Source organism: Gordonia sp. CPCC 205333, from assembly GCF_048537885.1.
Lineage (GTDB): Bacteria > Actinomycetota > Actinomycetes > Mycobacteriales > Mycobacteriaceae > Gordonia.
Genome location: NZ_JBCLVI010000002.1, coordinates 389,131 through 401,536, shown reverse-complemented (window position 1 = coordinate 401,536; position 12,406 = coordinate 389,131). Strand labels below are relative to the sequence as shown.

The following is a 12,406-nucleotide window of genomic DNA, read 5'->3' as shown; positions in this document are numbered from 1 at the left end:
TCGATCCGCGAGGCGGCCCTGGCTTGGGTCGATCCCGACAACCTACCCGCGAGTAGCATTCTATGAGTCGGTGGTCTAGATTACATTTCTATGATACGAAATCGGCGATTCATCTCAAGACGACTCGGCGCGCTGATAGCTACTGCGACATCCGCCGCGCTCGCGATCGGAGCCGCCGGGGCCATCGCGCCTTCGGCGTCGGCCGCTGACTTCTATACGCCGCCAGCGAAATTCGACACCGCACCAGGATCGGTCATTCGTAGCCAGCCATCGCCGCTACTGCTGCAGATCCCCGGAATTCCTAACCAGTGGCCCGGGACCGCTACCCGCGTGATGTACAGCTCGACCTACCAGGACGGCAACGCAGCTGCGGTAACCGGCACCGTCGTCGAGCCGACCGCGCCCTGGCGAGGCAAGGGGCCGCGTCCCACTGTTGTGCTCGGTCCGGGCACCATCGGCCAGGGCGATCAATGCGCGGGTTCGAAGATGATGGCCTTCCCATTGGCCATCGATCCGGCAAAACCGTCCATCGCGGTCAACTACACCGGCCTGGAAATGTACCTGCTTCTCCTCAACGGAGTGCGAGTGGCGATTACCGACTACATCGGCATGGGCACACCTGGAATCCACACCTATGTCAACCGCGCCGAGTCCGGTCATGCAATGCTCGACGCCGCTCGTGTCGCGCTGCGAGTTGCCAAGGCGCCCAAGAATTCCCCGATCGCCTTTTCGGGCTATTCGCAAGGCGGCGGTGCTGCGGCATCGGCCGCTGAACTGGCATCGAGCTATGCGCCCGATCTGAATGTGAAAGCCACCTATGCGGGCGCGCCTCCGGCTGACCTGTCGAAGGTCATCGACCAAATCGACGGCACATTCATCGCCGGCGGGATCGCCTATGCCATCAACGGACTCGATGCCCGGTACCCCAAGCTGGCACCGATTCTTGCCAGCGAGACCAACGCCAACGGTAAGACCGCGCTGAAAAGCGCCGCGACACAGTGCATCGGTGACACCGGGCTCAACTTCGGGTTCCAGCGGACCAGTCAGTGGACGCGGACTGGAGAATCGTTGTCGTCGGTGATCAAGCGCTATCCCGAGATTCAGAAGATGATCGGCGACCAGCGGATCGGCAAACTCAAGCCGAACGCTCCGGTACTGATCGAGGGCGGTATCAGCGACGACGTGATTCCCTACGGGCAGGTGAATCAGCTGTACAAGGACTGGAAAGGCCAGGGCGCCAACGTCACTCTCGTGACCAACACTATCCCGCCGATCTTCCCGGGGCTGGTGGTCAATCACGCGCTGCCGATGGTGACGACACTTCTGCCTGCGACGAACTTCCTGTTGACTCATCTGTCTCAGTGAGGATTTGAGCCGACGAGACGGTCGGGTTGATTGTCTGAACCAATCAACCCGACCGTAAGGTGGCCGTCAGTGCGGGTTATGTGCTTGCATAGTCAAATGCGTTGTCACACTGCGATTATCCATCGCGCATTGACGTCTTTGGTGGTCTGCTCGGTGGTAGCCGGTTTGTCTGTCGGGGCCGCGGTGGCGAGTCCGGGGCCGACGCTGGGCATCGGCCCGGCCGGAACCTCGCTGATGCACGGTGATCCGCAGTCGACCGATTCCACCGGGAATCCCGGTCCGGGCGTAACCGCCCGGCTCGCGGCATCGTCGGTACCAGGCGGAGCATGTGCCGCCACCTTCGTCGGCTCCGACGGTCTCCCAGTCTCGTTGTGTACCAACTATGTCGGCGCCGGCGGTTTCGCTGTGCCGACTGTGACGCTCTTCGACCCGCGTACCGCAGCGGTCACCGCTCGACTGCCGTTGACCAAAGGCGGTCTACTCGGCGGGGTATACGGCTACCTCGACGATCGTAATCGAGTGGTCGTCGCCGACGGTTCGGGCGCGATCCTACGTGTGGCTCATCGGCGGACCGCATCCGGATGGCAGCTCTACGTGGCCCAGAGAACCGATGTCCGGCAACATCTTTCGCGAGGCGATGCCGTCACCGGGCTCGCGCCCGACTGGCAGGGCCGGGTCTGGTTCGCGACGACCAACGGAACCATCGGCACCGTGACCGATCGAGGTGCGCGACGCGTGGTCCGCTCGACAAAACTTCCCGCCGGTGAGCAACTTGGCAATGGGCTGACTATTCGGCCGGGTGGCGCGTCGATCATCACCACCCACGCCCTCTACGAAATGAAGGCGGGTTCGGACGGCGTACCGCGCACCGTATGGCGTCGAGCCTACGATCGTGGTCCCGCTCGCAAGCCAGGACAATTGACCTGGGGATCGGGAACCACCCCAACGTATTTCGGTCCGGGTGGCGAAAGATGGGTTGCCATCGTCGACAACGCCGCACGGCGGCCGAATCTTCTCGTCTATCGCAGCGATGACGGATCGCTCGTGTGTCGCACACCGGCATTCGCGACGTCGGGTCAAGGCACCGAGAACTCGCCGATGGCATGGGGGAACTCGTTGGTGATCCCGTCGACCTACGGCTACCAGTACCCGCCGATGGCGGTGACCGGGCCAAGTGTGCCGGCCGATGCGGGATTCGAGGGCGGCGCGACGCGTATCGACGTCTCGGAGCATGGCTGCAGACGAATCTGGGAGAACGCTGACCGCATCGCGACGCTACCCAAGTTGTCGCGCGCCGACGGACTGATCCACGCCGTCGGGTACGGACCCTATGTTCCGGGAGCAGTGCAGCAGTTGGGTCCCGTCTACTACGTCGCCACCGACTTCGCGACCGGTGCACGCGTGAAGACCCGCAAAGTTGGCGATGCCCCGATCAATGAGCCGTTGGAATTGACCGGCACCATCACCTCCGGTGGAACGCTGTGGCAGGGGACGGTTGGAAGGATGCTGAAGATCACCCGCTAGGTCGCAGGTGGCAGTATCAACCTATGGGCTCGCAGAATTCACCCGACCCCGACCAGCCGGATCGCATCCCGACACAGGCCGAACTCGACGCCGAAGACCTGGCCGAGATCGCGCGTACGTCGAAGGATCGGGATGTGTCGTCGTGGTATCCGACGCGACCCGACGATGCGGGGCCGCCGCCGGTCGCGTTGGCGCTGCACGCTCGCGTGGCCTGGTGGGGCGCGGCAGCGATGGGTCTGGTCACCGTCGTCTACGGCTTCCTCAATCTGGGCCTGATCTCGGACCTGCTACGCCAGCGTCTACTCGACGGCGTGGCCCAGGATCCCAAGAATGCCGGTCCGGCTAATCAGGTCGACTCCATCGCAGGGTTTTTCCCGCCGTTCATGCTGGTGATGATCGTGGTATTCCTCGCCATCGAATATCCGCTGTTGGTGGGTGCGGCTAATCATCACAGTCGACATGTTCGCAACTTCTTTGTCGCGACGGTCGTGGTCAACGTGCTGTCGGTACCCATCGGCATCGACCTTCTGTTGCGCTACCCCGAGGTGTCGTCGTCGATGATTCTCGTCGCTTGGATTCAGGCCGGCTTACTGGTTATCTCCGCGTTGTGTGCGATGCGGCGTCCGGTAAATCGTTGGTTGCCTGAGTCCACTCGGATGAAACCGTCGAAGATGTTCCGGCCGGGGGCGCGGTAGTCGGGTTCGGTTAGGGAATTGCGATGGGGGCGTTGGTATTTCGGCCGGCGGGGGTCTCGATACACGCCGTCTCGCGAGCTCGCCGTCGCACTCGACCATCGCGGGGCGGGTCTCGATACGCGCCGTCTCGCGAGCTCGCCGTCGCACTCGACCATCGCGGGGTGGGGTCTCGATACGCGCCGTCTCGCGAGCTCGCCGTCGCACTCGACCATCGCGGGGTGGCAGGTCTTAGCCCACTGTCCTGATCATCTTCTTGTTGATGAATTCCTCGATACCGAAGCGCCCGAGTTCCCGGCCGAAGCCTGAGCGTTTGATTCCGCCGAATGGGAGTTCTGCTCCCTCGGCGCCAACTCCGTTGATGAACACCATGCCGGCTTCGATCTTCGCGGCGACGCGTTGTGCCTGATCGCGGTCGGTAGTGAATAGATAGGAGCCCAGACCGAATGGGGTGTCGTTGGCTACGCTGACGGCTTCGTCCTCGTCGGCCACGCGGTGCACGATGGCGACCGGCCCGAATAGTTCCTGGTGGTAGGCGTCGGTGCCCGGTCGGACGTTGGTTAGTACCGCCGGCGGATAGAACGCACCACGACGTTCGCCACCGCTGGCCAGGTGAGCGCCTTCTTCAACGGCGCGGGCGACTTGCTGTTCAAGGCCCTGAGCGGCTCGCTCCGACGACAGGGGGGCGATGCCGTCGGCGGCGGCGAGCATCTTGGCGGTGAACTTCTCCAAGAACGGGTCGTAAAGGTCGTCGGCGACGATAAATCGCTTGGCCGCGTTACAGGCCTGCCCGGTGTTATCCAGGCGTGCGGCGACGGCTGAGTCAACGGTGGCGTCGAGATCGTCCGACGACAGGAGGATGAACGGGTCCGACCCGCCGAGTTCGAGTACGACCTTCTTGAGATTGCGGCCCGCGACCTCGGCGACGGCAGCGCCCGCGCGTTCCGAGCCGGTCAGCGACACCGCGGCGACGCGTGGGTCGGCGATGATCGTGGCTGCCTGTTCGTTGGTGGCGCGGATATCGACATAGGCGCCCTCGGCGAACCCTGCGTCGAGAAATATCTGCTGCAACGCGAGTGCGGATTCCGGGCACTGCGGAGCGTGTTTGAGCAGGATGGTGTTGCCGACAATCAGGTTGGGGCCGGCGAATCGAGCCACCTGATAGTAGGGGAAGTTCCACGGCATTATGCCCAGTAGCACACCGATCGGTCCGCGGGTGATGACTGCTTCCCCTTCTCCCTCAAGGAGTTTCACCGGCTCGTCGGCGAGAAAGGTCTCGGCGTTGTCGGCATAGAAGTCGTAGATAGCGGTGCAGAAGTCCACTTCTCCCAGCGCTTCATCGCGCGGTTTGCCCATCTCCCGCACGATGATGTCGGCGAGCTGTTCGCGGCGTTCATGATGCAGCGCACCGACTTTGCGGATCAATTCGGCTCGGTCGGTGACCGACGTCGAGCGGACCCACGACGCGGCGTTCGATGCTGCGGTGACAGCATCGGAGATTTCGGCATCGGTAGCCGTCGGGTAGGTGGCGACGACTTCGCCGGTCGCGGGATCGGTGACTGCATAGGTTGACATGGGAGCTCCTGTCGGGTGCGGGCCGGCGAGGTAAATGAATATGATTCATTTATAGGCTAACCTTGTGACAGCGGTAACACAAGGGAGCTGACGTGGATCGGAATGCTGGCGATGGGGCTGCCGACGCGGCGCGCCGTGCTGGACGCCCCCGCCAACGCGTGCTGTCGAGGGAGAAGATCGTTGCCGGTGCGATGTCGCTGTTGGCTCAGGGTGGCCCGGCGCGGCTGACCATCGCCACGCTGGCCGATCGACTCGGCGTTGCCCCGTCAGCCATCTACAACCATGTCGGATCCAAGCGCGAGCTGATGATCCTGGTCCAGGACCACCTCATTGAAGGGGTCGACTTCGGGGGTTTCGCCGAAGCTGATTGGGCCGAAGGCGTGCGGCGTTGGGCGCGTTCGGCGCGGGATGTGTTCGCCGTCAACGCGCATATGGTGCCGACATACGCGGTGATGCCGGTGGCCGACTCGCGGGCCGTGCTGAAGATGTACGACACATTGGTCAGTGGATTCGCCGCTGCGGGTTGGCCGCGTGGGTCAATACTGTCGGCGATCGTTGCCGTCGAATCATTTGTATTGGGCGCAGCCCTGGACGCTAACGCGCCCGATGGAGTCTTCGACGTCGGCGCATTGGCGATCGAATATCCCGCGTTGTCCGCCGAGGCGTCGAAAGGTGAAGCGGAGCAATCGGTTTCGCGCGCCGATCGGGCATTCGACCTCGGCTTGGATGCGTTGATCGTCGGACTCGAGTCGATGTTCACCGGCGCGCTCGCGGCGTTGGCCCGACCGTAGTTGTAACACGTTCACCCCTCGGGCGGTACGGTGGCCGATGTGAACTTATGGGCATTCTCGATGGGTCTTGGGTTGATCGCGGCGACCGTCGCGATCATCGCGTTCGTGCGGTACCGAGCACGGGAATCAGCACGGTTGCTCGCGGATCTGGAACTGTCCGCGCAACTGCGGACCGTGGCCGGTGCCGACGCGGTGCGACTGGCCGCCGTCGACGAATTCGAGACCGGGGTATATCGAAGGCTCTTTTATGCCGGCGTCGTGGGGCCGCGGGTGCGTGGCGCGGCTTGGTCGCTGCTCGGGCTGATCCTGGCCGTCGCGGCAGCGTTGGCGGTCTCGCCGCTCGACGGTGGCCTAGCGACTATCGCCTATGTGCTGACCGGGATATTCGCCGTTGGCTTCGGAATTGCGGCCGCGGTCAACGCTGGGTTGGCGATCTATCACACCGCGGCGACGCCGCGGGTATCGTTCGATGAGCTGCCGGTTGAGGCTGACGCGACCGACGAGGCCGCGAAGGTTGATGCCGACGATTTCGAGCCGGCCGACACGCGCGGTGCGGATTGATCATCGGCCGGTGAACCGCTGGCGGTAACTGCCTGGCGATACCCCGACCATCGCGCTGAAATGGTGGCGCAGCAGCGTCGCGGACCCGAACCCGCATCGCGATGCGACATCGTCAACCGTGATCATCGTCGATTCCAATAGCCGTTGCGCGTGCAAGACCCGCTGTTCGGTGAGCCAACGATGCGGTGGCACGCCGACCTCGTCGACGAACCGTCGTGCGAAAGTGCGTGGCGAGAGATGGGCGCGGTTCGCGAGGTCGTTGACCGCGATGTCGGCGTCAAGGTTCTCGATCATCCAACTCAGTGTTTCGCCGAAACCGTCGGAGTCGCATGCCGGCACCGGCGCCTCGACGTATTGCCGCTGGCCGCCGTCCCGGTGCGGCGCTACGACCATTCGACGTGCGATGCGATTGGCGATATCCGAACCGAATTCCTGACGCACGATATGTAAGGCGGCATCGATGCCGGCTGCGGTCCCCGCGCTAGTGGTGATCGGGCCGTCGTCGACGAATAGGACGTCGGTGTCGACGATGACGTCGGGGAATTGCCGCGCGAGTTTCTCCCCGTACATCCAGTGGGTGGTGGCGCGGCGTCCGTCGAGAATCCCTGCGTGCGCGGCGAGGAAGGCGCCCGAACAGACCGTGAGCACTCGTGCACCCCGCGCGACGGCGGCACGAAGTACGTCGAGCGATTCTTCGGTGTAGTCGCCGTTCGTATTGCCCGCGGGGATCGCGATCAGATCGGCGCGGGCGCAGGCGGAGTAGTCATCGGGCGGTACCAGTTGCACACCGTTGCCAGCATCGATCGGAACACCTGCTTCGGGCCCGCAGACCAGCATTTCGAAGGAAGGTACCCCATCGCCGGTGCGGTCGATGCCGAAAACTTCGTTGATGACGCCGTATTCGAACATCGCCACGCGTTTTTGCAGGACGACCGCGATAGTGCGAAGCATGACTACAATTGTGGCAGATTATTTGCTAACAATGTCAATTCCGCCACTGGTGGCAGAATTTGTGTGCGGACATGATTAATGCCATGACAATCGTGATCATCGTCAGCGTTCTCGTCCCCGTCGTCGTGCTGACGGCGTTGATTGTGTACCGCACCGAGCGGCGCACCGAGCGGATCTCTCGGGTGCCGCTGTCTCGATTGGCCGGACCCGACGCCGCCCGGGTCGCGGTCGAGCTCGACGCCCTTCTGATGATGCGTCGGGACGGTGGATAGTCCATTCGCTATTTGATACCGACGAAGCTGATACCTTGTTGGCGTCGAAGGCCTAGCGTGGCCTCGGCGCAGAACTGGTAGTTCCGGCGCTATCCGGGGCGTGAGATGCGGAGGTCGGTCCAACGATATGGAGGGGCGTCGGAGGCTGACACCGTTACGGATGATGGCGGTGGCCATCGCGGTAGCCGTGGTCGCACTGATTGTCGTTGCCGCCACCGTCGCCAGCCGGAGTGTCCAGGAACCGAATGCCGAATTGTCTGACGCGCAAACGCGGGTGGTCTACGGCGATCCGAATGTACCGACGTCGGTGCTCGCGAGTCGCGAGCTGTTTTCCGGTGCTCCGACTGTCGTGATTGTAGGACCAAGCGCTGACGCCCGGGCCCGTCGAGCTGCGGGTGAGACGGCCCGAAAGCTTCGGATTCCGATGTTTGTCTACGACGACAGCAGTATCGACGCGATCCGCACTGAAGTAGCCAGGTTGGGTACGCGCAATGCCGTTCTGGTTGGCGATGGGACAGATTCGCTAGGCCTTGCCGCAGTGACGGAATCATCTGCGCAGAAAGCATTCTCGGCAGTGCCGTCGGGCCGTCGGATAGTGGTGCTGGTGGCGACGCCAGGCGACGACGCACTCGCGACTATCGCCGCGGCAGGTGCGGTCGGTGCAGATGCGAGTGGAGGCGATCCACGGTCGAGTGCCTCGGCGGTCGAAGCTCTGAAGGCCGACCCTGAGGCGCAAGTGCTGGGCATCGGTGGCGAATTCGGTACCGACGCACTGCTTTCCGATCGCGTCGTTGGTGCCCGACGTGCGCTCGAACTGCCCGGCGGAGGACTCACTGTCTTTCCGGGCCGGCGGATGATCGCGCTGTATGGTTCGCCGGATTCGCCGTCGCTCGGCCCGCTCGGACGGCAGAGCTTGCCCGCGACTATAGCGAGAGCTAAACGTGTTGCCGCACAGTATGATTCGGTGAGCAAAGAGAAGGTGATCCCAGCCTTCGAAATCATCGTCACGGTGGCGTCGGCGTCGCCCGGGCCGGGTAACAATTACACCTCGATCATCGACCCCGCGGTCATCAAGCCCTGGGTTGAGGCCGCGGGTAAAGCCGGTATCTACGTGACCCTCGATCTACAACCCGGCCGGATGGACTTTCTGCGCCAGGCGAAGATGTACGAATCGCTACTTAAGCTTCCACATGTGGGGCTCGCGCTGGATTCGGAGTGGCGGCTCAAACCCAATGAGGTTCACCTCACGCAGATCGGCTCGGTGGAAGCAGCCGAGGTAAACCGGACCTCCGACTGGCTCGCAAGCGTGGTGCGCGACAACGGATTACCGCAGAAAGTGTTGATTCTGCACGAATTCGACTCGGATATGCTGGCGAATCGGCGGGCGATCAATACCGCGCATCCCGAGTTGGCGATGGTGATCCATGCCGATGGACACGGAACGCCGCCGGTCAAGATGGGGACGTGGAATCGGCTGATTACCGATTTGCCGCCGAATGTGTGGATGGGGTGGAAGAATTTCTATACGGAGGACCACCCGACGTTCACCCCCGCGCAGACAATGCGTGTCGCGCCCGCCCCGTGGTTCGTTTCATACCAGTAGGCGCCGAAAGAGGTGTCCGGCTAGGAGGATTCGATGACCACGCGACTTGCCGACCTCGCAGATGTGCCACCCAGCGCCGATCGTCGAGACCCGATCGACATTCTGACCGAGCAAGCTGCCAGCCGAGTCCCTGAACTCGTGCCGGTGCGGTACGCGCGGATGGTGGCCACGCCCTTCACCTTCTACCGCGGTGCGGCGGCGGTAATGGCGGCAGATCTTGCGGCAACACCAGATTCGGGTATTCATACCCAACTGTGCGGTGATGCCCATCTGTCGAACTTCGGGTTGTTCTTCACGCCGGAGCGTCGAATGGCGTTTGATCTCAACGATTTTGACGAAACGTACCCCGGCCCGTTCGAATGGGACGTGAAACGGCTCGCCGCGAGCTTCGTGGTCGCGGCGCAGGCAAACGGCCTCGACGACAAGGACGTGCGGGCCGTTGCGTGCCGCTCCGCCCGGGCCTACCGAAAGTCGATGGCGCGCAGCGTCACCAAGTCCACGCTGGATTGTTGGTACGCACACGTGAACGCCGACGAAATCATCGCGGATCTGGGCGAAAAACTGGACACCGCAGCGGTCGAGCGCACGAACAAATTCCTGAAGAAGGCGCGGCATCGGGACAGTGTGCAGGCGTTATCGAAACTTTGTGTGGTGACCGACGGCATCGCGCATATCCGCAGCGATCCGCCGCTGCTGGTCCCGATCAACGAGCTATTCGGCGAGCAGGACGCGGAGATGTTGGCGCGCGAGCTCACTCATCGTCTCGCGGAGTATCGGGCGACCTTGCCGCCGGAGGTGGCGCAGCTGCTGGACCAGTTCACCTACGAGGAGGCCGCGCGCAAGGTGGTGGGTGTCGGCAGCGTCGGAACTCGCGCGTGGATCGCGTTGATGGTGGGCCGCGACCTATCTGACCCGCTGTTCTTGCAGATGAAAGAGGCGCAGGAGTCGGTGCTGGCCAAATATGTGCCAGCCGGGCCGAGTTTCGACAACCAGGGGCGACGCGTCGTCGAAGGTCAGCGACTTATGCAGGCCGCGAGCGATGCGTTCCTCGGCTGGCAGTCGGGGCTGGACCCGGAGGGGATTGGCCGCGACTTCTATATTCGCCAGCTCCGCGACGGAAAGGGCTCGGTTGTCATCGAGGCATTGGAGCCCCGTGGACTGATGCTCTACGCGAAGCTGTGTGGCCGAGCCCTCGCGCAAGCGCATGCCCGAACCGCGAGCAGATACGCCATCGCCGAATTCATTGGTCGGGGTAGGGGTTTCGAGGATGCGATCGCTGATTTCGCGATGTCCTACGCGTCGATCAACGTCGAAGACCACGAAGCTTTGGAACAAGCGATCGCGCAGGGGCGGGTTGAAGCGGCGCAATTGCCCACCGGTTGATCGACCATCGCGCGTCGAGCCGGCCCACCATCGATGGACCGGCCCGATCGGCGGGCGACTAGACGGTCTCGGTACGCCAGGTCGACACAGCCCAGATCACCAGGATGTCGACAGCGATGACCAAGATGGCCCACAGCGGGTAGTACGGCAACCAGAGGAACTGGGCGATGATCGACAGCGAGGCGATGACGATTGCCGAGACTCGGGCCCAGCCCGACCCCAGCGCCAATCCGAATGAAACGGCGATTCCGATGATGCCCAGGATCAGGTGAATCCAGCCCCACGCGGTGAGGTCGAAGGAATAGATATATTGAGGCCCGGCAATGAACACTTCATCATTTGCGATGGCTGAGATGCCTTGGAACACGGCGAGGAGACTCGCTACGAAAAGAAGGGCGGCCGCGCCGATTGATATTCCGGCTGCGAAGCCATTCTTGACGGGAGAGGGGGAGGTTGTCATTTTCTTGCCTTTCATATGAGTGTCCTGGAATAAGTATCGGTCGTTTTGTGGTCGCTGGGCGTCTAATCAATCATTCTCAATCTTTAGTGTGACAGTATTTTTGTCCTCGTCGTCGATCTGTTCGGCAGTCTTTACGGAATCGGCGAGAAGTATGTCGGCCCAGCGCGTCGCGGGGTCGATGTCGATCAGTAGTCCCTTGGCGAAGAGGGTCAGTGGTACGGCAAGGATCGCGCCGAGGGGTCCGATGATCCAGGACCAGATGATCAAGGACAGGAACGTCAGTGTCGTTGACAGGCCGACGGCGTCGCCGACGAACTTCGGTTGGATCACCGACTGCAGTATTACGTTGATCGCGCTGTATATCACGATGACCAGGATCATTTTGCTCGCGCCGCCGTCGAGCAATCCGAGAAGAGCCGGCGGAATGACGCCGATGATGAAGCCGATATTGGGAATATAGTTTGTAATGAATGAAAGTAAACCCCAAAGTATGGGAAGTGGAATTCCTAGTGCCCAGAGCGCGCCGGAATCGAGGACTGCAACGATGAATCCGAACACCGTGGTGACTATTAGATAGCTCCGGGTGCCGGCGGCGAAGTTGTTAAACGCGGCTGCGACATCGGGCCGTGAGCGGGCGAGAATATTCATTCGTTCGGAAACGCCGATCGCGTCGATCGCCATGAACAGCGCCACCACGATGACGAGGATCAGTGCCGAGGTGGCCGAAGCCACGCTGCCGAGAATATCGCCGACGGCGCCGATGATCTTGCTGGAGTCGATACTCGACAGCATTTTGTGGACGTCTTCGGAGCTGACGCCGTGATCGACGAGAAAGTTATGGAAACCGTTCACGAGGTCGTCGAACTTATCCGAGTACTCGGGCAAAATCGTGGCGAGGCGAGCGATTGAGAAGATAATCGAGCCGAACAATGCGATCAATATGGCGTATACCGAAGTCAGAACGGTCAGGAAGGCGAGCCAACGTGGGCATCCTTTGCCGCGGAGCCAGCGCCCGGCCGGATGTACCGCGATCGTCAGCATCAACGCGAGAAATACCGGCCCGACTATCCCGGCAACAGATCTGATTCCGGCGACACTGACCACCAAGCCGGCGACGCTCACGAGAACGATGAGGCCGCGCGGCAGTGACCATTGGGGCGCGGCGGCCTGAGCCGCCGGACGCTTGCTCATGCAGACGATTATCGTCGGATCAGGTTGCCGCCCAGATC

At 62.4% G+C, this 12,406-nt stretch carries 12 protein-coding genes; 8 read left to right on the top strand and 4 right to left on the bottom strand.

The features are described from left to right. Nucleotides 1-90 precede the first annotated feature (90 nt). From AAFP29_RS07440 to AAFP29_RS07430, 3 genes are all read left to right on the top strand, one after another. The gene (locus AAFP29_RS07440; RefSeq protein ID WP_419216708.1) at nt 91-1,365 is read left to right on the top strand and encodes a lipase family protein; all 1,275 of its coding nucleotides are present in this window, start codon (nt 91-93) and stop codon (nt 1,363-1,365) included. A 96-nt stretch (nt 1,366-1,461) separates the two neighbouring features. After that, nucleotides 1,462-2,889 (top strand): hypothetical protein, encoded by a 1,428-nt coding sequence (locus tag AAFP29_RS07435; protein ID WP_419216707.1) that lies wholly within the window; start codon nt 1,462-1,464, stop codon nt 2,887-2,889. Nucleotides 2,890-2,912: 23 nt separating this feature from the next. Continuing rightward, nucleotides 2,913-3,584 carry a hypothetical protein gene (locus AAFP29_RS07430; RefSeq protein ID WP_419216706.1) on the top strand — a complete coding sequence of 224 codons (672 nt, stop codon included), beginning with the start codon at nt 2,913-2,915 and terminating at the stop codon, nt 3,582-3,584. A 228-nt stretch (nt 3,585-3,812) separates the two neighbouring features. Here AAFP29_RS07430 and AAFP29_RS07425 read toward each other — a convergent pair whose 3' ends face one another. Beyond that, nucleotides 3,813-5,156 carry an NAD-dependent succinate-semialdehyde dehydrogenase gene (locus tag AAFP29_RS07425; RefSeq protein WP_419216705.1) on the bottom strand — a complete coding sequence of 448 codons (1,344 nt, stop codon included), beginning with the start codon at nt 5,154-5,156 and terminating at the stop codon, nt 3,813-3,815. A 92-nt stretch (nt 5,157-5,248) separates the two neighbouring features. On the opposite strand from AAFP29_RS07425, the gene AAFP29_RS07420 reads away from it, so the two are divergent. Then, on the top strand, nt 5,249-5,947 hold the full coding sequence (locus AAFP29_RS07420; RefSeq protein ID WP_419216704.1) for a TetR/AcrR family transcriptional regulator: 699 nt from the start codon (nt 5,249-5,251) through the stop codon (nt 5,945-5,947). 39 nt (nt 5,948-5,986) lie between these two features. Then, nucleotides 5,987-6,508, top strand: coding sequence for a hypothetical protein (locus AAFP29_RS07415; RefSeq protein ID WP_419216703.1), 522 nt, complete (start codon nt 5,987-5,989; stop codon nt 6,506-6,508). Here the strand turns inward: AAFP29_RS07415 and AAFP29_RS07410 are convergent, their stop codons facing one another. After that, nucleotides 6,509-7,459, bottom strand: coding sequence for a GlxA family transcriptional regulator (locus tag AAFP29_RS07410; RefSeq protein WP_419216702.1), 951 nt, complete (start codon nt 7,457-7,459; stop codon nt 6,509-6,511). A gap of 83 nt (nt 7,460-7,542) precedes the next feature. Here AAFP29_RS07410 and AAFP29_RS07405 point away from each other — a divergent pair, with 83 nt between their 5' ends. The 3 genes from AAFP29_RS07405 (at nt 7,543) to AAFP29_RS07395 (ending at nt 10,717) form a co-directional block, all read left to right on the top strand. Next, a complete protein-coding gene (locus AAFP29_RS07405; protein ID WP_419216701.1) occupies nt 7,543-7,731 on the top strand; it encodes a hypothetical protein in 189 nt (62 codons plus the stop codon). A 160-nt stretch (nt 7,732-7,891) separates the two neighbouring features. Further along, nucleotides 7,892-9,334 (top strand): hypothetical protein, encoded by a 1,443-nt coding sequence (locus AAFP29_RS07400; protein WP_419217235.1) that lies wholly within the window; start codon nt 7,892-7,894, stop codon nt 9,332-9,334. A 33-nt stretch (nt 9,335-9,367) separates the two neighbouring features. After that, on the top strand, nt 9,368-10,717 hold the full coding sequence (locus AAFP29_RS07395; protein WP_419216700.1) for a DUF2252 domain-containing protein: 1,350 nt from the start codon (nt 9,368-9,370) through the stop codon (nt 10,715-10,717). Nucleotides 10,718-10,775: 58 nt separating this feature from the next. Here AAFP29_RS07395 and AAFP29_RS07390 read toward each other — a convergent pair whose 3' ends face one another. Further along, entirely contained in the window at nt 10,776-11,177 is a 402-nt protein-coding gene (locus AAFP29_RS07390; protein ID WP_419216699.1) for a DUF7144 family membrane protein, read from the bottom strand. A 66-nt stretch (nt 11,178-11,243) separates the two neighbouring features. Then, nucleotides 11,244-12,368: an AI-2E family transporter gene (locus AAFP29_RS07385; protein ID WP_419216698.1), complete on the bottom strand. Its 1,125-nt coding sequence runs from the start codon at nt 12,366-12,368 to the stop codon at nt 11,244-11,246. Between the last annotated feature and the right edge of the window lie 38 nt (nt 12,369-12,406).

Coding starts and splice junctions, on each gene's coding strand:
- AAFP29_RS07425 (WP_419216705.1), bottom strand. CDS start 5,156: ATGTCAACCTATGCAGTCACCGATCCCGCGACCGGCGAAGTCGTCGCC.
- AAFP29_RS07430 (WP_419216706.1), top strand. CDS start 2,913: ATGGGCTCGCAGAATTCACCCGACCCCGACCAGCCGGATCGCATCCCG.
- AAFP29_RS07410 (WP_419216702.1), bottom strand. CDS start 7,459: ATGCTTCGCACTATCGCGGTCGTCCTGCAAAAACGCGTGGCGATGTTC.
- AAFP29_RS07390 (WP_419216699.1), bottom strand. CDS start 11,177: ATGACAACCTCCCCCTCTCCCGTCAAGAATGGCTTCGCAGCCGGAATA.
- AAFP29_RS07400 (WP_419217235.1), top strand. CDS start 7,892: ATGATGGCGGTGGCCATCGCGGTAGCCGTGGTCGCACTGATTGTCGTT.
- AAFP29_RS07435 (WP_419216707.1), top strand. CDS start 1,462: ATGCGTTGTCACACTGCGATTATCCATCGCGCATTGACGTCTTTGGTG.
- AAFP29_RS07395 (WP_419216700.1), top strand. CDS start 9,368: ATGACCACGCGACTTGCCGACCTCGCAGATGTGCCACCCAGCGCCGAT.
- AAFP29_RS07405 (WP_419216701.1), top strand. CDS start 7,543: ATGACAATCGTGATCATCGTCAGCGTTCTCGTCCCCGTCGTCGTGCTG.
- AAFP29_RS07440 (WP_419216708.1), top strand. CDS start 91: ATGATACGAAATCGGCGATTCATCTCAAGACGACTCGGCGCGCTGATA.
- AAFP29_RS07385 (WP_419216698.1), bottom strand. CDS start 12,368: ATGAGCAAGCGTCCGGCGGCTCAGGCCGCCGCGCCCCAATGGTCACTG.